We start from the raw sequence: 21,505 nt of genomic DNA on the forward strand, positions 1-21,505 counted from the left end.
TGGTATGTCTGTAAAGTATGTGCGGGTGGTTTGTCTGTGTGGTGTTCCTGGTGGGTAATGCTAGTTGGTTTGTTTGTTGTGTCTGGCCTTGCGGGCGGGATGAGTAGGGTGTTGTGGTATTTTTCAGGTGTATATGCCTGTGCTGGCTTCTTTCCCGACGAGATCGTGTTAGTCGATGTTCGGCGTGTTTTGGACAAGTTGGCCAGTGTTGTTGGTCGTATTGTTTGTATAGTGGTGCTGGATAGTATGCTCAGACAGTGTTACTGACGAGTATTACTGTCTGGGTTGGCTAGTATTTATGGTCTGGTAGTGCAATGGTCCTGGCTGTATGATCCCATATACGGTCTGGTCGGAGGCAGGTGGTGTCGGTAAAACGACCTTTGCCGTCAATCTGGCTCGAGCACACGTCAACCGCGGTCAGCGAGTACTGGCGATCGACATGGACCCACAGGACGGTGGGCTCACCCATCACTTCGGCGTCGACGATATGAAAGCAGATGGGGAGGTTGACAATCTTGTCTTACACATGATTGGTCGCCCGCGCGGACCGTTCGAGGATATCGTCCGCACTGCTGAAGGCATCGATATCATCCCGAGCCATAATATGCTGGGGACGCTCGCTGATCTCCTCAACAAAGCTGCCGACCTCGAGGAAGATACAAATCCGGATCCGGAGTACGTCTTCGAGAAGGAAAAACAGCTTCGTCGGGTACTGATCGAAGCGTCGGTCCCGGAGGAGTACGACGTAATCGTCATCGACCCACCGGCGTCTGAAGGCCAGCACCTGTACAATGCAGTGTATGCGACGTCGAACCTCTTGATTCCGTTCGAACCGTCCCCGAAGGGCGAGAAAAGCGTCGACGGACTCAGGGAAGTTATTTCAGGTCTCGAATCTGCCCTCGGTGACGTCGACGTTGGCGTACTCGGTGCCGTCCCGAACAAGGTCAAGGGCACGAACATTAATAAAAAGTATATCCAGGCGCTCGAGGACGAAGATATCCCTGTCGCTCCGATTACGCTGGGCGAACGCGGGTCGATGCTGGGTGACGCCTGGGACAATCAAGTGAGTGCCTACGAATTAGACGAAAATGCGGCCCATCGTGATCTGCGCGACTACGAGCAACCGACGCTCGAGAAATTCGACGAACTGGCTGCGTTTATCGTCGAGCAATTCGAGTCGCCGGAGGTACCAGCATGAAATCCGGTGCGACAGATCCGTTCGCACAGGACGACGAGGGCACTGACGAAGAAGAGAGTACTGAGACTGGGGAAACGACGCCCGAAGGGACTAGCGATAACGCATCCCGGAAAGACTCGAGTCATGTGTCCGAAGAGCCGATAAACTCGGCGCCTTCTGGCGGTAATACTGGTCAGTTTGACCGATCAGACTTACCATATACACTGCGCCGTAACAACGTCAAGGACGAACGCGACAGCGTTCATCAACTGTTCGTTCGTGAGGGTACTGACCAACAGGCTCGAGAGGCCGAACGCGAACTCGAGGATCGACTCGGTGATGTGTACCGGTTGGATGCCCGTGAAGCAATTTACCTGGCTGGGATGCAGAACCTGGACGATGCGGAAGCGGTCCTCCGTGAGTGGGGAGTCGACATCTAATATGAGTTAATTCTGTATTCGTTAACCCGATTTTGTATTCGTTACCTGATTTAACACACCACATACCGCTATATCCTTTCAGTGGATCTGTGCCTCCACCGTCTCGAATTGTCACACTCTGTAATCCCGTTATTGGACTGTTCGAGTACCTTTTTATGTTCGGTGCTCTTGTCTCTACATATGTCTTCAGAACTGCTACAATCTGCCACGCTCGAAGTCGAGAATATCGGTGGCATCGATCGCACTGAAGTGGACGTCGAACCCGGGATCACTGTCCTCTCCGGTCGCAATGCGACGAACCGAACCTCGCTCTTGCAAGCGTTTATGGCGGCACTTGGGAGTGAGCGAGCCTCGTTAAAAGCGGATGCCGAAGCAGGACACGCCGAACTCGAACTCGAGGGGAAAACGTACATTCGACATCTCGAGCGTGCTGGAAACGAGATTCGAATGGATGGAGAACCGTATCTGGAGGATGCAGAGCTGGCTGACCTGTTTGCTTTCCTGCTCGAATCAAACGAGGCGCGTAGAACTGTCACGACTCAGGGGGATCTTCGCGAACTCGTCCTTCGGCCGGTCGACACTGGGGCCATTGAACGGGAGATAGAGCGGTTAAAATCGGAGAAGGACGAGATATCTTCGGAACTCGACAAGCTAGAATCGTTGAAGCGGGAACTCCCCGAACTCGAACAGGAACGAACTCAACTGGAAGAGAAAATTGCAGGCAAACGTGAGGAACTGTCGTCTGTACAGGAAGCTATCGAGGAAATCGACCACGAAGCGACCGAGCGATCGGACGCTGAGGACGAACTCGATGAACGATTGGGCGAACTGAGCAATCTGCGTTCATCACTCGAAGACGTGGAGTTCGATATCGAGACTGAACGTGAGAGTCTCGAGGCACTTCGAGAGGATCGTGAGGAATTGACGGACGAGAAAACGGAGTTGCCTGCTTCTGACCCTGGTGCGGAAGACGAAATCGACGAGGAAATCGAAACGCTTCAGTCTCGAGCCAAGTCACTCGACAGGGCGGTTCGTCAGTTGCAGGATATCGTCCAGTTTAACGAGGAAATGCTCGAGGGGACCCACCCTGAAGTGCGAGAGGCACTCTTGCAAGGCGACGCTGGTGGAGCGGGTGACGAAGTGACGGACCAGTTGTTAGAAAGTGACGATTCGGTGCTTTGTTGGACCTGTGGGAGCGAAGTCGACCGCACCCAGATCGAGTCGACACTCGAGCAGATGCGGTCGCTACATGCGTCGAAACTCAATCAACAGAAAGATCTCGAGGAACAGATTCGGGAGCTTCGCTCGCAACGACGAAAACTGGAGTCGACCCGTGAGCGTCGACGGTCGATAGAAACCCGATTGGACGAGATTTCGACGGAGATCGTGACCCGTGAGGACCGTCTCGAGTCGTTACAGGACCGCCGAGATGAACTCGAGGGGGAAATTGACGATGTGTCGTCGACTGTCGAGGAACTCGAGGCGGCAGTTGCCGAGGAAAGCGACGACGACGGGCCACAGATGCTCGAACTGAACAAAGAGGCAAACGATCTCGAATTCACGCTTGGGCGACTCGAACGCGAGCGAGAATCGGTGAGTGACGATATCGACGAAATTGAAGCATCTCTCGCCCGAGAGGAAACGCTCGAAGATCGCCTGGAGTCCATTCGGGACGAACTCGAAAATCAGCGAACCCGTATCGAACGCATCGAACGAGAAGCTGTCGAGTCGTTCAACGAGCACATGGCGACGGTCCTCGAGGTACTCGATTACTCGAATATCGAGCGAATCTGGCTGGAACGCGTCGAACGGACAGTTCGAGAAGGCCGGCGGACGGTCAACCGTGGCGAGTTCGATCTCCACGTGATTCGAAGCGCTGCTGACGGCCGAACCTACGAGGATACCATCGAACATCTGAGTGAGAGCGAACGAGAAGTGACGGGCCTGATTTTCGCCCTGGCTGGATACCTCGTCCACGAGGTCTACGAGGAGTTACCGTTCGTCCTGTTGGACTCTCTCGAGTCGCTCGATTCGGATCGGATTGCCTCACTGGTGGAATACTTCGGTGAGTACTGCGATTACCTCGTCGTTGCCTTGCTGCCGGAAGACGCTCGAGCACTCGACGACGAACACACTTTCATCGAGTCTATCTGATAACAACAATCAAACGTACGCCTGTGATGGGTTGCCTTCATTTGAAACGCGTTGATCTTGGTTTCCTGACTCGTACTCTCGACAGTTGCACGTAACAGGCGTATCTTTGTTATCTGTTTGGGGTCTTTCGGGATCCAGAGTCGCTGGGTGTCTCTGAAATCACTGGTTACATCCACAGGAACCGTTCTCGAGCAACGTTCCGACGTCGTACTGTTTCCCGCAGTCTTCACAGAACACGCGCACGTCGACTCGGACGCGGTGCTCTCCAAGTGTGAGCCGATCGCTCGACTCGAGACCAGCGAGTTTACTTTCCGTAACTGCTGCTGTTCGTTCTCGAAGCTGTGCGATGGTGTCTGCAGCGTTATCCCTGATGGTCTCGTCGTCTTTGGTTGGAGCCGACGCTTCGCGTATGTTTGTGAGATACGATCGAATCGCCTGGTAGGTGACGAAATCGCTCGTCAGGGCATCGACGTCGACACCGTCACGTTCGAGTCGCCGTTTCAGTTGTGTCTGTTCGCCACTGGTTCCAGCGTCACCGTTGAGTACGGCATAGATATGGCTACTGTCTTCAGTCAGTGTATCGACCGCTGCGTCGTGTAGGGCTCGCTCGACGAGGCGTTCGTTGAACTCGTCGGCGAGCGCTCTGAGGCTCATTCGGTCTTCGTCTCTCGTCCACTTGTGTTCCAGTTCGTCGCCGATCCCCTCGAGGGCGTACTGTTCGATAATGCGAACAACTTTTGGCCTCGGTCCGGGACCACCATGGGATGACATTGGATACGTGTACATATCAGTAGTGTGTGGAAAATGGTTTCGATTACACGGGCCTTCTATCAGGTCCGATTTTGCCGAACGTGTGGGATGGCTGGAGTCGCTGTGTGTCTCCCCGCTAAAACACACGCCGAAACGGAAACGCGTATAAACTTCACTACGATTCTTGTTCCGGTATTCCCGGACAATATTCGCGGGATTCTTCCCGCAGTAATCAAAAAGGGGTCAAATCTACTCTGAGAACCATTGAAAATTGATTTCAAGGCTAAACTACTGTTCCGGTATTCTCGGACATATATTGTTCTATGTTACCAAGCAACACTATATAATTGTGGGTGAGTGGAACACGATAATTATGCAGGGGTGGCCGGATTTCCAAAAAAGGCATATTTTATCATTGATTTTTCTCTGTCCGAGATTACCGGATAGTTTTATTATGATTGATTTCAAATACCCTGTCACGCATGAACGAACCCGTCCCGGTCAAAACAGCCAAAACGACGCTCGATTTCGTCGAGGCAGTCGCTGCTCTCGATGGGGCGACGTTCGCCGAAATAACGGACGCAGTAGAGATGCCAAAGAGCACTGCACACGATTATCTCCAGACACTATTGCAAACTGGTTATCTCGTCGAAGACGATGGCGCGTACACGATCAGCACCAAATTTCTCGAGTTGGGCGAGTCGCAACGCCAGGGGATGAAAATTTACCAGTCCGCCAGACCCGAAATCGAAAAACTCGCGGAGGAGACTGGCGAGCACTCGAGTCTGATGATCGAGGAGAACGGACTGGGCGTCCTCATGCACATTGCAACCGGCGAGAACGCGTTACAGCTCGATGTCTATGCAGGTCAACGGTTCCCGCTGTCGACCACGGCACCTGGCAAGGCCATCCTGGCACATCTCCCTCGAGAGCGTGTCGAAGCGATTATCGACGAACACGGGTTACCGGCGGTGACGACGAACACGATCACGGATCCGGAGGTGCTGTTCGAGGAACTCGAGACGGTTCGCGAACGTGGTTATTCGACCGATCTCGAAGAGCGAGTCGACGGCGTCAACACCGTTTCGGCCCCCATCATCAGCAAGGGGCGTATCCAGGGTGCGATCACCGTCGGTGGGCCGGCCCACCGAATCACCGGCGAGGTGCTCGAGGAGGAAATTCCGAGCATGTTGTTGCGGACGGCGAACGTGATTCAGGTCAACATTACGTATTCGTAGTAGCAGGTTGACGGCTACGCGCTCTCATTGTCATCTCATCTCTCGTCGTTCGAGAGACTGTCGCTGACTGCGTGTTCCCGTAGTATTATGAGGTTCCTCGCCCGAATATGGGTATGTACGATGACGACGAACTCGAGTCGATACAGTCGGCTGGCGAAGACTGGGAATCGGAGACGCTCGAGCCGGTACTCGATCGGTTTGGCGAGCGCAAAGACCGCTTTGCGACGATCTCGAACCTCGAGGTCGACCGGCTGTACACGCCCAACGACGTCGATGAGCTCGATTTCCTCGAGGATCTGGGCTTTCCCGGCGAGGAGCCCTACACTCGCGGCCCCTATCCAACGATGTACCGGGGGCGGACGTGGACGATGCGTCAGTTCGCGGGGTTCGGCACTGCAGAGGAGACCAACGAACGCTTTCACTACCTGATTGGGGAGGGCCAAACTGGTCTTTCGACGGCGTTCGATATGCCGACGCTGATGGGCCTGGATTCTGACGACCCGATGAGCGATGGAGAGGTCGGACAGGAGGGCGTCGCCGTCGACACCTTGCGGGATATGGAGATTCTGTTCGATGGAATCGACGTTGGCGACGTCTCCACGAGTTTTACTATCAACCCGTCTGCTGCCGTTATTTACGCGATGTACGTCGCACTGGCCGACCAGCAAGGCGTCCCCCGTGAACAGATCAACGGGACGCTGCAAAACGACATGTTCAAAGAGTTTATCGCCCAGAAAGAGTGGGTGATTCCCCCCGAACCGGCGCTCAAACTCGTGACCGACGTCGTCGAATTCTCGACCGAGCAGACGCCGAAGTTTCACCCCATCTCTGTTTCCGGCTACCACATCCGCGAAGCCGGGTCGACCGCGATTCAGGAACTCGCGTTCACGCTCGCCGACGGCTTCGGCTACGTCGAGGATGCAATGGACCGCGGCCTCGAGGTAGACGAGTTCGCCCCGCGACTCTCCTTTTTCTTCAACTGTCACAACTCGTTTTTCGAGGAGATCGCGAAGTTCCGTGCAGCCCGACGCATTTACGCTCGCGTGATGGACGAGTGGTACGATGCCGAACGAGCCGAATCCAAACGGCTGAAGTTCCACACCCAGACCGCAGGCCAGTCGCTGACAGCCCAGCAGCCAATCAACAACGTCGCTCGAGTGACGATGCAGGCGCTGGCGGGTGTGCTCGGAGGCACCCAGTCGCTGCACACGAACAGTTTCGACGAGGCGTTGGCGCTGCCGAGCGAAAAAGCAGTGCGCGTCGCGTTGCGAACGCAGCAGATCATCGCCGAAGAGTCAGGGGCAGCCGACATCGTCGACCCGCTCGGCGGCTCCTTTGCGGTCGAATCGCTCACCAACGAAATCGAGCAGGAGGCAATGGCCTACATCGAGGAAATTCTCGAGATGGGCGACGGCTCGGTCCGTGACGGCATCCTCAACGGGATCGACGACGGCTACTTCCTGCGGGGAATTCAGGAGGCCTCGTATGAGTACCAGGAACGCGTCGAGCGCGAGGAAGAAATCGTTGTGGGCGTCAACAAGTTCACCATCGACGAAGATACCTCACCTGATATTCTCCACGTCGATGAGAGTGCTCAGGAAACGCAACTCGAGCGCCTCGAGCGAACGAAAGCCGAGCGCGAAGAGGAGGCGGTCACGGCGGCGCTCGAGGCAGTCGAGTCGGCGATCGAAACCGACGAGAACACCATCCCAGCCATCGTCGAGGCGGTGAAAGCCTATGCGACGATGGGCGAAATCATGCAGGTGTTCGAAGATAACTACGGCGCCTATAGCGAACAGATCGGTCTAGCCTGATACAGCAGATCGGCCTGGCCTGATACGGGGTATCGTCTTTCAGTTCTCGGTACACTATTCGCTCGAGTGACGAGTTCTGGTCTCGAGTGACGAAATTTCGGTTGATTGGCCGACGGTTCGAGCGGTTTGAGCTACTGGACCGGGTGGTTTCATAACCGTTCACTGCGTGGCCACCGTATGGTCGAAAGCGACGGGAAAATCATCGACGTCTGGTGTAACATCTTCACCACGGAAGGGACGCGACTCTATTATGAGTCTCAGGCGCAGGAAGTCGCCGCACAGATCTTTGGCAAACACGACATGTACGACCCGGACCGTGGAATGTCGGCCGACGAGTTCGTCTCGATCATGGACGAACACGGCGTCGATCAGGTGTTCATCCCGGCGCTGAAGTTCGGCAACCCGAAGGGGGGAATGGAAATCGACGTTCCACACGAGATGGTTGCGGACCTCGTTTCGGAGCATCCTGACCGCCTCAAAGGGATGGCAGGCATCAATCCCCGAGAGGGGATGACTGGCGTCGCCCGCCTCGAGGAGTACGTCGAAGACCACGGCTTCGTCGCGGCTCTTCTGGAACCCTACGGCTGGGACCGACCGATCAACCACCGACAGTACTACCCGTTCTACGCGAAGTGTGCCGAACTCGGGGTGCCGGTGATGATGCAGGTGGGTCACTCCGCGATGAAGATGCCGAGCAAGATGGGGAAGCCTCTGTTGCTCGACGACATCGCGATCGATTTCCCGGAACTCGACATTATCGGCGGCCACACCGGGTGGCCGTGGTCCAAAGAACTCGAGGCGCTGGTGTGGAAACACGACAATCTTTATCTGGGCGCGACGGCCCACGCCCCGAAATACTGGGAGGACAACATCACTCAGTTCATCAGGACTCGCGGGCAGGACAAGGTCGTCTTCGGGACGGATTACCCCGTGCTCGAGTATCCGGAGACACTCGAGCAGATCGATGCGCTGGGACTCGACCCGGCCGTCGAACGCAAACTCCTGTACGAGAACGCCAGGGACCTGTTCGGCGTGTAGCGTTTCGAACGGTGTCGCTCACTCGTGCGATCAGTGTCGGTCGACGCGAACGGGATATCTTTACGGTTTCGCGGTGTGATGGTACACCCGATGTACTCGAAAATCAACCTCGAGGACGCCGAGTGGCGCACCCAGACGGACGAAGAGCCGGCGGTCAAGACGCTCGGCTACGAACTCAAGGCGGCCGGTGAAGACCGGCCCAACGAGATGCGGTTCAACTACTTCCACTACGAACCGGGCGACGCCGTTCGTCGGCACAAACAGATCGACCAGGAGGAAGTCTTTTTTATCGTCGAGGGGAGCGGGACGTTCGAGGTCGACGGCGAGGAGTTCCCCTACGAGTCGGGCGACACCATCGTCGTCGATGCGGGGCCAATGCGCCAGATTATCGCCGAGGAGGAAACCTACATCTTCGCGGTCGGCGCGCCGAATCTGCGTGACGATGCCGTGTTCGAAGACGAACTCGAGGGCGAGTCGTAACCACTCCACTCTCGACGTGTACCGGAAGTGTGGACGCTGATCGATTTTCTGCGGGCTCGAGGTACGACAGAGACAGCAAGAAACGACCGTAATCGGGTAGCTGTTCCCTAGGAGAACGACGGGATGATTTCCTCGCCCATGTACTCGAGTTGTTCTTTCTGGGCGTCGATATCGGTCGTGAAGAAGTCGACGATGAGTCGGGTTGCGCCGGCGTCGATGTACGCCTGAACGTCCTCGATAATGTCGTCCGGGTCGCCGGTCAGCACGCGGTCGGTCGACTCGCCAGGTTGGACGTTCACCGGCCGAAGGACGGCGATTTCTGGTTCGCCATCACGGTCGTAGTCAGTCCAGGCGTTCATGATCCGTTTACGGGCGGCGACGACCTCTTCGGGGGTGTCCCAGAGCGTCGTCCAGCCGTCGGCGAACTCGGCGATCCGGCGGAAGGTCGCCCCGGAGTAGCCGCCGACCCAGATCGGAATGTCGCCTGCGGGTTCGGGATGGAAGCCGACGGTGTCGAACGAGTGGTGACGACCGTCGAAGGAGAGTTCGCCCTCTTCTCGAGCGCGATTGAAGAGTGCCAGGAACTCGTCGGTCCGTGAGCCGCGCTCTTCGAACGGGACGTCGAGCGCGTCGAATTCGGTTTTGAGCCAGCCGGGCGCGACGCCGAAGTCGAAGCGGCCGCCGGTGAGCGAATCGAGCGACAGCACTTGCTTGGTGAGATCGATTGGGTGGCGATACGGAACAGCACAGACGTTTGTCCCCAGGCGGAGATCGTCGGTGAGCGCGCCGACCTGGGCCAGCACCTGGAAGACGTTGTAGACGCTGGTCGTGTGGCCGAAGGGCGGTTCGCCGGATTTCGAGAACTCGTAGTCGGTCGGAATCTCTTCGGGGTAGGCGATGTGGTCGCCGGCGACGAGGACGTCGAAGCCGTGGTCCTCGATTGCCATCCCCATCTCCCGAAACACCGCTGGCAGCTCGTCGTCACTGAGTCCGTAGTTGTTGCTCGTCGAGGAGAGCATCACACCGAACTCTATGTCTCTTGTAGCGGACATCGATAGGCAAAATTTCCGGCCCCGGAAGCATATCTCTTGCGGAAGGTGTATCGGTTGTTGACAACTGAAATCTGCTCGAGTGCTGGTCACACCACCAGACGGGTGCTGGTTGTCTCGCGGACTCGAGTGCAGGGCCGAAATCTGACTCGAGTACGCTTCAACACCTGACCCGAGTGTTGACCGAAACTCGACCCGAGTACGCCTCAGAAGGTGTGGATCTTTCCTCGAGGCTACTTTGGCCGGCTCGAGTTTTTATCCACAATCTATAGTAAACAACTATCAAATAACTATTGAAACGGATGCAAATGCCAGATGGTTGCCCGCCTCTCCACTGATTGCCCGCCTAGTCGTAGAGGTTTCGGCTGATAACTTCGCGGTTGATCTCGTTGGTTCCCTCGTATATCTGGGTACCCTTGGCCTCGCGCATGAACCGTTCAACGGGGTAATCTTTCGAATAGCCCCTCGAGCCGTGGACCTGGACGGCTTCGGTGGTGACGTCCATGGCAACGTCGGTCGCGAACGTTTTCGCCATCGCGGCTTGCTGACTGACGCGCTCGCCGGCATCGAGGTTCTGGGCGGCCCACAGCGTCATCAGGCGGGCGGCCTGAACGTTCATCGCCATGTCGGCGAGTTTGAAGGAGACGCCCTGATTGTACCGTATTGGTTTCCCGAACTGTTCGCGCTCGTCGGCGAACTCGACGCTCGCATCCATCGCGCCCTGGGCGATGCCGACGCCCTGGGCGGCCGCACCGATTCGGCCCACGTCGAGCGATTGCATGATATATCTGAAGCCCCGGCCTTCCTCGCCGATGATGTACTCCGCGGGGACGCGGACGTCGTTGTATTCGACTTCGTTTTCGACGACGGCGTCGCCTTCCATACACGGAATGTCGCGAACGAACTCGAGGCCGTCGACGCTCTGTGGATCTGGGATACCGATGAGGCTGACGTCGTCGTGGGTGCCTTCATCACCGGTTCGGGCGGTCATGATGAGGAAATCGGAGACCTCGCCGTGGGAGGTCCAGACCTTGTGACCGTTGATCACGAGGTCGTCACCGTCGCGAACGGCCGTCGATTCGATGGAGCCAGCGTCGCTGCCGGCCTGCGGCTCGGTCAACGAGACGGCGGTGACCTGATTCTCGGTGAAAATCGGCGTGAGCCACTCCTCGCGTTGCCAGTCCGTACCGAACTCCGCGAGTGCGGTGCCGACGAGCGAACAGGACAGGGAGACGACGCCCGCGGGGATCTTCCATACGCGCGAGAGCTCTTCGACGACGACTTCGAACGACCGGTAGTCCATGCCTTCGCCGCCGTACTCCTCGGGAATCGTGATTCCGTACAGCCCTGCGTCGCCGAGTTGGTCGACGACCTCGAGCGGGAATCGTCCCTCGCGTTCGTGTTCCTCGACTACGGGACGAATCGTCTCGTCACAGAACGCCTGCACCTCCTCGCGGAGGTCCTCGTGTCGCTCCTCGAGCCCGGGATTGGATATCATTGAGTGACGTAGAATTCCGGTGGGACAAACTTATACCTTGTCGTGGCCCCCACGTACGGCCGCTGTCACCGACCGCCTCTGTCGTGTCCTGGGCGGCTCATCTCGAGGGCCATCGCTGCTATCGATGAGATTGATAGCGTGTTTTTGATGCGCTCGAGTCTTCGTCGCGTGTGAGCACACTTAAGCGGCCGCGGGTCACTGTCACTGGTATGCGCGATGCATACGTGATCGGTGCAGGCGGGAGCCAGTACGGGGCGTTCCCGACCGAAAGCTACCGATCGATGTTTCGAACCGCGTTCGAGTCGACGACGGCGAGCGTCGACAACGGCATTGACGCCGGGGATATCGACGAGGCGTTTATCGGCATGATCAGCATCGGTGGCCGACAACTCGGGCTTTCCGGGCCCGCGGTTACCGAACACGTGGGGCTCCACGGCGTGCCGACGACCCGCCTCGAGAACGCCTGCGCAGCAAGCGGGTACGCCGTTCGTCAGGCCGTCCAGGCCGTCCGCTCGGGAATGGCAGACGTCGTGCTCGCTGGCGGGGTCGAAATGATGACGGACCTGAGCAGTGACACCACTCGTTACTGGTTCGGCGTCTCCGGTGAGACCGAGTGGGAACGGATGGCGGGGACGACGTTTTCCGGGGTCTACGCCCAGATCGCCAGCGCCCACATGGCAGAGTACGGCACCGAGCGCGAACAGCTCTCGAAGATCGCCGTCAAGAGCCACGCCAACGGTGCGTTGAACCCCGACGCTCACCTCGGATTCGAGTGCTCGCTCGAGCAGGCTGAGGGTGCTGGTGTCGTGGCCGACCCGCTGACGCTGTATCACTGCTGTCCGACGAGCGACGGTGCGGCCGCCGTGCTGGTCGCGAGCGAGGACGTCGTCGAGCAGTACACGGACGACCCAGTCCGTATTGCGGGCGTCGGTGCGGCGAGCGACGGTGTCGGGCTGTTCCAGCGCGATTCGTACACCAGTCTCCCGGCGACGAAGCAAGCCGCCGAGACGGCCTACGAGATGGCTGGGGTTGGCCCGGACGCTATCGACTTCGCCGAGGTGCACGACTGTTTCTCTATCGCCGAAATCCTGGCCTACGAGGACCTCGGCTTTTGCGAACCGGGCGAGGGCGGTACGTTGATCGAAGACGGCGTGACGACGCTCGAGGGCGATCTGCCCGTCAACACCTCGGGCGGTCTCAAATCGAAGGGCCACCCGATCGGGGCGACGGGGGCGGGACAGGTCTACGAGGCGTTCAAGCAACTGCGCGGTGACGCGGGTGACCGACAGGTCGAGGATGCGCAGGTCGGGCTCACGCACAACGTCGGCGGCAGCGGGGGCGCGGCCGTCGTTCACGTTCTCGAGGGGCCGGAGGTGGACGCATGAGCCGTACGATCACCGCCGTCGGCGCGTACGTGCCACAGGCCCGGCTCCCGGCGGAGGCTGTGAGCGAGGCCTGGGGGCGCTTCGACGGCGCAGGCATCCGTTCGACGGCGGTTCCCGGCGCGGACGAGGACACGCTGACGATGGCCGGCGAGGCCGCGCGGCGTGCACTCGAGGCAGCCGATCTCGAGGCAGCCGAACTCGAGGCGGTTACGTTCGCGACGACGACGCCACCGCTCGAGGAGGCGGAACTCGCCGTTCGACTGGGAGCGTTCCTGGGGACGGGCGACTCGACGCGCCACGAAACCGCGGGTGCGAGCACGAACGCTGGTGTGGCCGCGCTCGCGGATGCGTTCGAGGGGGACGCCGGGCCGCACTTGGTCGTCGCGAGTGACGCATCGCGTGGTGAACCGGACAGCGCCCAGGCCCACGCAGCGGGTGCCGGGGCCGCGGCGTTCGTCCTCGAATCGTCGGGGGGTGCGCGTTGCCTGGCTCGAGCCGATGCGGGGCTCGATTATCCCGGTACCCGGTTCCGCGAGGCCGGCTCGAGTGCGGTCGACTCGCTCGGGATCACGCCCTACGAGCGCGAAGCGTTCACCGAGACCATCGGTCGAGCTATCGACGGGCTGGGCGAATCCTTCGACCCCGCGAGTGCCGATGCGGTGGCCGTGCAGGCACCGAACGGCAAGTTGCCGTACCGCGCTTCGGGCATCCTCGGTGTCGACACCGATGTCATGACCGAGCACGCGGTCGTCCACGACCTGGGCGACCTCGGCGCGGCTAGCGTCCCGCTGTCGCTCGCCTCCGCGCTCGCCGCCGGCGAAGAAACCATCCTTGGCGTCGGCTACGGCAGCGGTTCCGTGTCCACGATACTCGCCCTCGAGGCGGGAGAATCGGACGATGCAGGCGCCGTCTCTGGCGAGGTCGACCTCGAGAGCGACGAGACGATCAGCTACGCCGATTCACTCCGCCTTCGCGGTGAAATCACTGGCGGCGAACCCGCAGGCGGCGGTGCGTACGTGAGCGTCCCATCCTGGCAGCGTTCGACACCCCAGCGCTACCGACTCGAGGCCGGCGAATGTCCGTCGTGCGGCGCACTCAACTTCCTCCCTCAGGGTGCGTGTCGACGCTGTCACGAACTGGTGGACTACGAACCGGTCCAACTCGAGCGCGAGGGGACAATCGAAACCGTCTCGGTGATCTCACAGGGCGGAGCGCCACCCGAGTTCGCAGAACTGCAGGCTCGAGCTGGCGACTATGCGACCGCAATTGTGGCCTTCGACGGCCCAGGTGAGAGCGACGAACGGGCGAGTGCACCCCTGTTGATCGTCGATGCCGACCCGGAGAGTGTCAACGTGGGTGACCGAGTCGAAGCGACGATCCGTCGCATCTACACCCAGGAGGGCGTCACCCGATACGGAATCAAGGCGCGACCGCTCGAGTAGCGTACGGTCCATAGCACTCTCGATCTGACTCTCCCGTTTACTACCAATTCAAAACCATTCGGTAGTAAAATAATACCAAATACTACTGTCCTCTAATTATATGCTATTGACAATATAGTTGGGCCCGGCAGTCGCTTACTCGTGGTGTCGCGTCCTGGCGATACGGGGCACGCCTTCGACGACGATCGTTTCGCCGAGGATGTAGCGAGCGGCCGGGCTGGCGAGGAACTGCGCCACGGTCGCGATTTCGTCGGGAATCCCGATCTGTCGGTCGACTTCCTCGAGGTCGATACTGTCGACGCTGATGCCCATCTGGCTCTCGACGCCCTCGGTGGCGATGAGGCCGGGCGCGATGCAGTTGACGCGGACGCCGTACTTCGCCCACTCGTAAGAGAGTGTGCGGGTGAGGTTGTTCATCCCGGCTTTCGAGGCGGCGTAGTGGGCCATTTCGGGTGCCCCATCGCGGCTGGCGACCGAGGAGACGTTGATGATGGTGCCCGATCCGGCCTCGCGCATGTACTCGCCGACGACCTGGGTGCAGTTGAACGTCCCGTTGAGGTTGATATTCACGATGGTCCGCCAGGCGTTCTGGCTGAACTCCTCGAACGGAGCGCGGAAACTCGCACCGGCGTTGTTCACGAGAATGTCGATGCCGCCGAATGCCTCGACGGTGGCTTCGGCCATCGCCTCGACGGCGTTCCAGTCCGTGATATCACACTCGACGGCCAGCGCTTCACCGGGTGCGTCGCTCTCGTTGATGCCGTCGGCCACGGCCTCGAGGTCGTCGACCGACCGGGCACAGACGACGACGTCGACGCCGTTTTCGGCGTAGCGCTCGGCGATTGCTCGGCCGATGCCGCTCGATGCCCCCGTGACGATTGCCGTCTCTCCATCGATATCGAACTCTTGTCCTGCCATTGCTACCGCGTCTCTACGCGGAAGGTGCTTGTAAATCCGATTGTTTCTGGTCGTTTGATGATGTCATAGCGAAGGGCCGTCCGTCTCGAGTGGTCACCTGGGTCGAATGGTCACCTGGCTCGAGTCCTCGAGAATAGCGGAAAACAAAACCTGAACGCTGAAAATTACCGTTCGGTCGAGAAGATGGCCATCTGGTGGAACTGTCCGAGGTTCGCCCCCCAGGAGTGTGAAAGTCCCTTCTTCGCGCCCTCGACCTGCCGATCGCCGGCCTCGCCCATGAGCTGTAAGACGACTTCGGAGTGTCGCGAGAGCGACGCACAGATACCGGAGTTCGTACACAGGGTGCCGCCAGACATGTTGACCGGTAACTCGCCGCCCCGGTCGGTCACGCCATCCCGGACGAGGTGTTTGGCCTCGCCTTTCTCACAGAAGCCAAGCGCCTCGTACTCCATCATCTCGAACGGAATGTAGGGATTGAACGTCTCGGCGACGTCGAACTCCTCGAGCGGGTCGTCGATGTCGGCGTTTTCGTATACCTGGTCGGAGAGTTCCTTGAGTTTCGGGAACCAGTCGTAGGTCCGGTAGCCGGTCCAGAACGTGTTGCTCGTGCTGTCGATTTCGTCGATCCAGACGGGGTTGTCACGCACGTCGGTCGCGATGTCTTCGCTCACGACGACCATCGCTGCCGACCCCGAGGAGACAGGGCAGGTCATCGCTCGGCGAAGCGGCCAGCAGACCATCGGGGAGTCCAGAATTTCCTCGACGGTTCGCTCCTCGTTGCGGTGTGCGTACGGATTGCGAGCTCCCGCCCGGTAGTTCTTGGCGGCGACTTCGGCGAAGTCCTCTTCCGTTGCTCCTGAAATCTCCATATAGCCCGAACTGGGCAGCGCCCCCATCTGAATCGCCGTCACGAAGTTGCGCTCGAACAGCGGATCCGCGTTGGTGTTCATGACCGGCTGGGCTTCGACGACCGAGTCGAACGACGGCGAGCCATAGACGACGGCCACGTCGTACTTACCGGAAGCGATGTACTCGTGAGCGACTTTGACGCCGCTCCCGCCGGCGGTCCCGCCCGTGTTGACGCTCAGGACCGGCACGTCGTTACCCAGACCGAGTACCTCGAGGGTCCGTTCGACGCGGAAGGTGCCTTCGAAGCCGTCGACGGTGCAGAACATGGTTGCGTCGACGTCGTCGGCGTCGATGTCTGCGTGATCCAGGGCGTTGGTCACCGCCGTGAACGCCTGCTCTTCTTTGCTCTGGGTTGAAAATCGGTAGTCGGTGAAGCTCTCCGGTTCGGAGTAGCCAACGCCGACGACGGCGACGTCGCGGCTCATGCAGCACCACCTTCGAGAACCATGACAGCATCAGTGCGACCCGGTTCGCCCAGGTGCATGTCGTTGTCGGCGAGCAACACGCGTTCAGCCGACCCATCACCCAGATCGCCCTCGATGACCTGTGAGGCGGCGATGGCGCGATAGATTCCGCCTGCGTTTGGCGGACTCGTCGCGAGTGGACCACCCGAGAGGTTCACTGGGAACGAGCCGTTCGGTGCCGTCACACCGTCTTCGATCAGGGAACTGCTCTCGCCTTCCGCACAGAGGCCGATGGCCTCGTAGCTCGTCATCTCGAGTGTCGGCGAGTAGGCGGCGATCTCGGCCGCGTCGACGTCGTCGATGGTGACGTCAGCTTCCTCGAACGCGGTCGATGCAGCCTGTTGCAGGGTCGGCTGCTCGAGTCGTCCGCTCATGTCCCGATACCAGTACTTGCCCGTGGCGAGTCCCGTGCCGGTGATCCAGGAGCGGGCGTTTCCGCGCTCCTCGGCGAAGGACTCGCTCACCAGGACACAGACGGCGGCTCCGAAGGAGTTCGGCCGGAGCATCAGTTCGGTGAGCGGCCCGACGACCCGGTCGGCCTCGAGGACGTCCTCGACCGAGTACGCCTCCTGTCGGTGAGCGACGTCGTTGTTCGCCGCCGCGCGGTAGTTCTTCTCCGCCACCTGGGCGAGTGTTTCGTCGCTGACGCCGCGTTCTTCCTGGTGGACCGTCGCGAGAAGCCCGAACGACTGGTCGTTGTTCTGTCCGATTGTCCGGTGGTAGAGCGCCTCGTGGGACGTCCAGCTGAGGACCCGGGGGTCCGCGTAGACGGAGTCGGCCGCGACGATGGAGACGACGTCTGCCTTTCCGGAGTTGATTTTAGCCACCGCCTGGTGGATCGCGGCCCCGCCGCCGTTCTGGATGCGCATGAACGGCTTTCGGTAGCCGCCCGCGGCTGAGACGCGCTGTCCGTCACTGATCGCCGATCCATCGTATGCGTCCTGGCCAGTGTAGATGATGGAGTCGACCTCCTCGTGGCTCAGGTTCGCTGACTCGAGTGCAGCCATCGACGCCTCGAGCACCATCTCGGTGTCGGACCGCCCGTTGGTATCGCTCCCAAAGCCGTACGTGCCGTGCCCGGCGATTGCTACTCTAGACATTCGTTCGGTCCTCCGATCGCTGAAATTCGGTCATATGTATCGGTGGTGGTGATGTGGTCGGTCTCAGTACCCTCGCTCATTTCTCTACTGGCTCCCAGTGTTTGATGTCACGAATGTGCCCCTCGCGTTCGTCGGCCCAGACGGGCTCGACTTCCGTTCCCTTGTGCAGTTTCTCGACGAGTTCGTCGTGGTCTTCGTACTCGATACCGTCGATGAAGTGTAGCATACAGATGTCCGAATCGGCGACCCGGATGGCTGCGGTGATGTACGGCGGCTCGGGAAGTCCCTCGAACTCGAAGAAACACGCGGTGTAACTCTCGACGACGCCGCGTTGTTCGACTTCGACCCACTCGTCGGTCTCGACGTAGCACTCGACACAGACCGCCTGTGGTGGAACGAAGGTGGCCCCACAGTCGGGGCACTTCTTTCCGAGGATGCGTTTTTCCTCCATGCCCTCGAAGAACTTCCGGTTGTCCTCACCGATGTTCAGCGAGAAATCGAGGTCCCAGTGGAACGGATACTTGTACTCCGCGTTTATCGCATCTGTCTGGACTGATGGATCTAATTCGTCGGCCATTCTATCGAGTAACAACTCGAAGCGGGCATATAAAAACCTTCCTTTGGGTAGCCTTTTTTCGTCACTCCGCCCTCGAGAGCGTCAATTTCGGCAGTTTGGAGAATTCGAATAGTCCGGCAACAACCGTGAAAAACCAGCGTTCGTTACCGCAACTCGAACGCGATGACGTGCTCCTCGCCGACGCGGTCCGTCGTAACGGAGACGGGTGTCCCCGGTTCGACGTCCTCCTCGTCGGGGTCGATCCCGAGCAGTTTTCCGGTGAGCCGAACCGGTTCGAACTCGGCGATGGCAAGCACGTACGGCGCTTCATCGGCGAACGCAGGGGCTGGGACGCGGATGACCGTCGAGGCAGTGATCGTTCCCGATTCGGGAAGTGGCCGCTCCACGAGATCTGTAGCGCCACATTCTGGACACGCGTATCGTGGCGGCAGACTTGCGTGTCCCGACGGGCACTCGAGGAAGTAGCCCTCGCCCTCGGCGAGCGCCTCGAGGAAGTCGTCGTGTGCCGTTGTTGGGGAGTCGTCGCTCATCGAACCACCTCGAGCACGTGGACGACGGCGCTGGCGACGGTCGCCCCCGCGTTGTGGGTTACGGCCGTCTCGGCGTCGGTCACGGCGTCGCTGTTGACGTGATCGCCACGAAGCAACTTGGTGAGTTCGACGAGCTGGGCAGCGCCGGTCGCGCCGACCGGGTGCCCCTTGGCCTTGAGCCCGCCCGAGAGGTTCACCGGCAGGTCGCCGTCACGGGTTGTCTCCCCGTCACGGGCGGCTCGGTAGCCCGTTCCCGGTTCGTAGAAGCCAAGCGACTCGAGGGCGAGTACCTCCGCGATGGTGAAGCAATCGTGTACCTCGGCAACGTCGACGTCGTCCGGACCGATCCCGGCGTCCTCGTAGGCTTCCTCGGCTGCCTGTTCGGCTGCAGGCGTTCGAATCAGTGACTCGCGACTCTGCAGGGAGAGGCTGTCGGCTCCCTGTCCGGTACCGGTTATGGCAACCTCGGTCTCGAGGTCGTTCGCTTCGGCGTACGATTCGCTCACGACGACCAGCGCGCTCGCGCCGTCGGTGATCGGACTGGCGTCGTAGAGGCCAACCGGGTCGGCGACCATCGGGGCCTCGAGGACGTCGTCGACGCCGATCGCCGTGCGATACTGGGCCAGTTCGTTGTCGACGGCGTTCGCGTGGTTTTTGACCGCGATGTGAGCCAGGTCGGCTCGCTCGGCTCCGTAGGCGTCGAAGTAGGCGTCTGCCATCAGGGCATACGCGCCGGGGAAAGTGAGGCCAACACGACTCTCGTAGAGGTCATCGCCGGCGGTTGCGAGTGCTTCCGTCACCACGGACGTCGGGTTGTTCGTCATCCGTTCCATGCCGCCGACGAGGAGCACGTCTGCTTCCCCGGAGCGAACCTTCGTGACGGCCTCCCTGACGGCGAGACCGCTCGAGGCACAGGCGCTTTCGTATCGGGTCGCGGGAACCGTCAGGCCTGCAGCGTCGGCCATCAACGGCCCCTGGTGGTTTTGTCCTTCGGCAAATCCGCCCATAAAGTTCCCATAGAGCAATGCTTCGATATCGTCTCGTGGTATGTCGGCGTCCGCGAGTGCCTTGTGCGCGGCTTCGCCGAACAATTCACGACCGGTACGATCGGGATACCTACCGAACTCGGTCATCCCGACGCCCGCTATGTGGACGTCTTCCATGACAACACAGAACAGATGGGCCACGATAAGTCTTGATACCCTGGCGAGAGCCACGGTTGGCGTCACTCGAGGCGTGTGCGCCATACCAAAAGCGATACTTCGGCACGTCCTATCCACGTCAGAAGAGACACTCGATGCGAGCCTCCTGATCTGACCAGCCACGACCGCCCACGCGAAGGCTTAACTATCGGCACGCGAAAGGGCGAGTAATGCTTTCGCTGTCAGACGAACAGCAACTGGTCGTCTCCGCGCTCGAGCAACTGGCCGAGCAGGAGTTCGCAGATGACGCCTTCACCTGGAACGGCGAACAGCCGACGGAAAACGTGAAACTGCTCGCCAAGCAGGGCTTTCTGGGCATCAACATCGCCGAAGAGTACGGCGGCGGTGGGATGTCCGAGTTCGAGGCGATGCTTTCGATCGAAGCAGTCGGCCGCGTCTGTCCGGACACTGCCGAATACCTCTACAATCAGCAGATGGTCGCCCCACGGGCCATCGAGATGTTCGGTTCCGAGGCAGTCAAAGACAAATACCTCCCTGGGGTCACCGCGGGAACCGACAGCATCGCCGTCGCTATCTCCGAGCCAGAGGCCGGTTCGGACGTCGGCTCGATGCACACCCACGTCGAAGAACGAGATGGCCAACTGATACTGAACGGCGAAAAGATCTGGGTGAGCCACATCGAAGACGCCACCGCCGCCGTCGTCTGGGTCAAATACGACGACGGCCTGGGCTCGCTCGTCCTCGACTTCGACTGGGACGGCATCGAGGTCGCCCAGCACTACACCAACATGGCCGACCACGTCCAGACCCAGTTCTACATGGAAGATGTCGTCGTCCCCGAAGAACACGTCCTCACGCGCGGGAAAGATGGGTTCAAAAACCAGCTCAAGGCGCTCAACTGGGAGCGTCTCGGCAGTTCGACGCTCTCGAACGCCATCGCCCGCTGTGCCATCGACCACGCCCTCGAGTACGCCCAACAGCGCGAACAGTTCGGCCAGCCGATCGGTGACTTCCAGGGTATCGAGTGGAAACTCGCGGATATGGTCAAAGAACTCGAGGGATCGCGCGCGCTGACCTACCGTGCAGCCGTCAACGCCCACGAACGCGGTCGCATTCCTGACCGACTAGACGCCTCGCTCGCAAAGCTCACTTCGGGCGAGATGGTCGAATCGGTCGTCAGCGAGGCCCTGCAGATCCACGGCGCGAACGGCTACCAGAAAGAACACCCCCTCGAGTACCTCTACCGGCTTGCACGCGGTCGTCGCCTCGCTGCCGGGACCGACGAGATACAAAAGAACACCATCGCAAGCGTGTTGAAGAAAGACGGACTGCCCTCGCTGACCTGATTCGACGTCCACATTCTGTTTTCCCCAACCACG

19 protein-coding genes are annotated in these 21,505 nt (G+C 59.8%); 10 read left to right on the top strand and 9 right to left on the bottom strand.

Going from position 1 to position 21,505, the window contains the following annotated elements:
- The first annotated feature begins 328 nt into the window (after positions 1-328).
- From NLK60_RS17850 to NLK60_RS17860, 3 genes are all read left to right on the top strand, one after another.
- Entirely contained in the window at positions 329-1,198 is an 870-nt protein-coding gene (locus NLK60_RS17850; RefSeq protein WP_254810940.1) for a ParA family protein, read from the top strand.
- A complete protein-coding gene (locus NLK60_RS17855; protein WP_254810941.1) occupies positions 1,195-1,617 on the top strand; it encodes a DUF7970 domain-containing protein in 423 nt (140 codons plus the stop codon). Before NLK60_RS17850 ends, NLK60_RS17855 begins: the two co-directional genes overlap by 4 nt.
- Before the next feature lie 180 nt (positions 1,618-1,797).
- Positions 1,798-3,771, top strand: coding sequence for an archaea-specific SMC-related protein (locus tag NLK60_RS17860; protein ID WP_254810942.1), 1,974 nt, complete (start codon positions 1,798-1,800; stop codon positions 3,769-3,771).
- A gap of 159 nt (positions 3,772-3,930) precedes the next feature.
- Here the strand turns inward: NLK60_RS17860 and rdfA are convergent, their stop codons facing one another.
- Complete coding sequence (gene rdfA, locus NLK60_RS17865; protein ID WP_254810943.1) at positions 3,931-4,542, bottom strand: rod-determining factor RdfA; 612 nt, start codon at positions 4,540-4,542, stop codon at positions 3,931-3,933.
- A gap of 461 nt (positions 4,543-5,003) precedes the next feature.
- Here rdfA and NLK60_RS17870 point away from each other — a divergent pair, with 461 nt between their 5' ends.
- The 4 genes from NLK60_RS17870 (at position 5,004) to NLK60_RS17885 (ending at position 9,091) form a co-directional block, all read left to right on the top strand.
- Entirely contained in the window at positions 5,004-5,759 is a 756-nt protein-coding gene (locus NLK60_RS17870; protein WP_254810944.1) for an IclR family transcriptional regulator, read from the top strand.
- A 113-nt stretch (positions 5,760-5,872) separates the two neighbouring features.
- Positions 5,873-7,573 carry a methylmalonyl-CoA mutase family protein gene (locus NLK60_RS17875; RefSeq protein ID WP_254810945.1) on the top strand — a complete coding sequence of 567 codons (1,701 nt, stop codon included), beginning with the start codon at positions 5,873-5,875 and terminating at the stop codon, positions 7,571-7,573.
- Between the two features lie 177 nt (positions 7,574-7,750).
- Positions 7,751-8,611 (top strand): amidohydrolase family protein, encoded by an 861-nt coding sequence (locus NLK60_RS17880; RefSeq protein WP_254810946.1) that lies wholly within the window; start codon positions 7,751-7,753, stop codon positions 8,609-8,611.
- A gap of 90 nt (positions 8,612-8,701) precedes the next feature.
- Entirely contained in the window at positions 8,702-9,091 is a 390-nt protein-coding gene (locus tag NLK60_RS17885) for a cupin domain-containing protein (protein WP_254810947.1), read from the top strand.
- Positions 9,092-9,198: 107 nt separating this feature from the next.
- On the opposite strand, the gene NLK60_RS17890 is transcribed toward NLK60_RS17885, so the two are convergent.
- Positions 9,199-10,143: a TIGR03619 family F420-dependent LLM class oxidoreductase gene (locus NLK60_RS17890; protein WP_254810948.1), complete on the bottom strand. Its 945-nt coding sequence runs from the start codon at positions 10,141-10,143 to the stop codon at positions 9,199-9,201.
- Positions 10,144-10,486: 343 nt separating this feature from the next.
- Positions 10,487-11,638: an acyl-CoA dehydrogenase family protein gene (locus NLK60_RS17895; protein WP_254810949.1), complete on the bottom strand. Its 1,152-nt coding sequence runs from the start codon at positions 11,636-11,638 to the stop codon at positions 10,487-10,489.
- A 209-nt stretch (positions 11,639-11,847) separates the two neighbouring features.
- Between NLK60_RS17895 and NLK60_RS17900 the strand changes: the two genes are divergently transcribed.
- Together NLK60_RS17900 and NLK60_RS17905 are read left to right on the top strand one after the other, a co-directional pair.
- On the top strand, positions 11,848-13,023 hold the full coding sequence (locus NLK60_RS17900) for a thiolase domain-containing protein (RefSeq protein ID WP_254810950.1): 1,176 nt from the start codon (positions 11,848-11,850) through the stop codon (positions 13,021-13,023).
- A complete protein-coding gene (locus tag NLK60_RS17905; protein ID WP_254810951.1) occupies positions 13,020-14,465 on the top strand; it encodes a zinc ribbon domain-containing protein in 1,446 nt (481 codons plus the stop codon). Before NLK60_RS17900 ends, NLK60_RS17905 begins: the two co-directional genes overlap by 4 nt.
- 135 nt (positions 14,466-14,600) lie before the next feature.
- On the opposite strand, the gene NLK60_RS17910 is transcribed toward NLK60_RS17905, so the two are convergent.
- The 6 genes from NLK60_RS17910 to NLK60_RS17935 form a co-directional block, all read right to left on the bottom strand.
- Positions 14,601-15,383 (bottom strand): SDR family NAD(P)-dependent oxidoreductase, encoded by a 783-nt coding sequence (locus NLK60_RS17910; protein ID WP_254810952.1) that lies wholly within the window; start codon positions 15,381-15,383, stop codon positions 14,601-14,603.
- 164 nt (positions 15,384-15,547) lie between these two features.
- Positions 15,548-16,717 (bottom strand): thiolase family protein, encoded by a 1,170-nt coding sequence (locus NLK60_RS17915; RefSeq protein WP_254810953.1) that lies wholly within the window; start codon positions 16,715-16,717, stop codon positions 15,548-15,550.
- A complete protein-coding gene (locus NLK60_RS17920; RefSeq protein WP_254810954.1) occupies positions 16,714-17,856 on the bottom strand; it encodes a thiolase family protein in 1,143 nt (380 codons plus the stop codon). Before NLK60_RS17920 ends, NLK60_RS17915 begins: the two co-directional genes overlap by 4 nt.
- 76 nt (positions 17,857-17,932) lie before the next feature.
- The gene (locus NLK60_RS17925) at positions 17,933-18,433 is read right to left on the bottom strand and encodes a Zn-ribbon domain-containing OB-fold protein (protein ID WP_254810955.1); all 501 of its coding nucleotides are present in this window, start codon (positions 18,431-18,433) and stop codon (positions 17,933-17,935) included.
- A 143-nt stretch (positions 18,434-18,576) separates the two neighbouring features.
- The gene (locus NLK60_RS17930) at positions 18,577-18,963 is read right to left on the bottom strand and encodes a Zn-ribbon domain-containing OB-fold protein (protein WP_254810956.1); all 387 of its coding nucleotides are present in this window, start codon (positions 18,961-18,963) and stop codon (positions 18,577-18,579) included.
- Positions 18,960-20,126, bottom strand: coding sequence for a thiolase domain-containing protein (locus tag NLK60_RS17935; RefSeq protein WP_254810957.1), 1,167 nt, complete (start codon positions 20,124-20,126; stop codon positions 18,960-18,962). The genes NLK60_RS17930 and NLK60_RS17935 overlap by 4 nt, the downstream gene beginning before the upstream one ends.
- A gap of 209 nt (positions 20,127-20,335) precedes the next feature.
- Here NLK60_RS17935 and NLK60_RS17940 point away from each other — a divergent pair, with 209 nt between their 5' ends.
- Positions 20,336-21,472: an acyl-CoA dehydrogenase family protein gene (locus NLK60_RS17940; protein ID WP_254810958.1), complete on the top strand. Its 1,137-nt coding sequence runs from the start codon at positions 20,336-20,338 to the stop codon at positions 21,470-21,472.
- The last annotated feature ends 33 nt before the right edge of the window (positions 21,473-21,505 follow it).

Source organism: Natronosalvus amylolyticus (assembly GCF_024298845.1).
GTDB classification, from domain to species: domain Archaea; phylum Halobacteriota; class Halobacteria; order Halobacteriales; family Natrialbaceae; genus Natronosalvus; species Natronosalvus amylolyticus.

Bases quoted from the DNA above. Each gene is read 5' to 3' on its own strand.
- NLK60_RS17895 (WP_254810949.1), bottom strand. From the start codon at position 11,638: ATGATATCCAATCCCGGGCTCGAGGAGCGACACGAGGACCTCCGCGAG.
- NLK60_RS17940 (WP_254810958.1), top strand. From the start codon at position 20,336: ATGCTTTCGCTGTCAGACGAACAGCAACTGGTCGTCTCCGCGCTCGAG.
- NLK60_RS17900 (WP_254810950.1), top strand. From the start codon at position 11,848: ATGCGCGATGCATACGTGATCGGTGCAGGCGGGAGCCAGTACGGGGCG.
- NLK60_RS17935 (WP_254810957.1), bottom strand. From the start codon at position 20,126: ATGGAAGACGTCCACATAGCGGGCGTCGGGATGACCGAGTTCGGTAGG.
- NLK60_RS17910 (WP_254810952.1), bottom strand. From the start codon at position 15,383: ATGGCAGGACAAGAGTTCGATATCGATGGAGAGACGGCAATCGTCACG.
- NLK60_RS17885 (WP_254810947.1), top strand. From the start codon at position 8,702: ATGTACTCGAAAATCAACCTCGAGGACGCCGAGTGGCGCACCCAGACG.
- NLK60_RS17875 (WP_254810945.1), top strand. From the start codon at position 5,873: ATGTACGATGACGACGAACTCGAGTCGATACAGTCGGCTGGCGAAGAC.
- NLK60_RS17870 (WP_254810944.1), top strand. From the start codon at position 5,004: ATGAACGAACCCGTCCCGGTCAAAACAGCCAAAACGACGCTCGATTTC.
- rdfA (WP_254810943.1), bottom strand. From the start codon at position 4,542: ATGTCATCCCATGGTGGTCCCGGACCGAGGCCAAAAGTTGTTCGCATT.
- NLK60_RS17880 (WP_254810946.1), top strand. From the start codon at position 7,751: ATGGTCGAAAGCGACGGGAAAATCATCGACGTCTGGTGTAACATCTTC.
- NLK60_RS17905 (WP_254810951.1), top strand. From the start codon at position 13,020: ATGAGCCGTACGATCACCGCCGTCGGCGCGTACGTGCCACAGGCCCGG.
- NLK60_RS17925 (WP_254810955.1), bottom strand. From the start codon at position 18,433: ATGGCCGACGAATTAGATCCATCAGTCCAGACAGATGCGATAAACGCG.
- NLK60_RS17860 (WP_254810942.1), top strand. From the start codon at position 1,798: ATGTCTTCAGAACTGCTACAATCTGCCACGCTCGAAGTCGAGAATATC.
- NLK60_RS17920 (WP_254810954.1), bottom strand. From the start codon at position 17,856: ATGTCTAGAGTAGCAATCGCCGGGCACGGCACGTACGGCTTTGGGAGC.
- NLK60_RS17855 (WP_254810941.1), top strand. From the start codon at position 1,195: ATGAAATCCGGTGCGACAGATCCGTTCGCACAGGACGACGAGGGCACT.
- NLK60_RS17915 (WP_254810953.1), bottom strand. From the start codon at position 16,717: ATGAGCCGCGACGTCGCCGTCGTCGGCGTTGGCTACTCCGAACCGGAG.
- NLK60_RS17850 (WP_254810940.1), top strand. From the start codon at position 329: ATGATCCCATATACGGTCTGGTCGGAGGCAGGTGGTGTCGGTAAAACG.
- NLK60_RS17890 (WP_254810948.1), bottom strand. From the start codon at position 10,143: ATGTCCGCTACAAGAGACATAGAGTTCGGTGTGATGCTCTCCTCGACG.
- NLK60_RS17930 (WP_254810956.1), bottom strand. From the start codon at position 18,963: ATGAGCGACGACTCCCCAACAACGGCACACGACGACTTCCTCGAGGCG.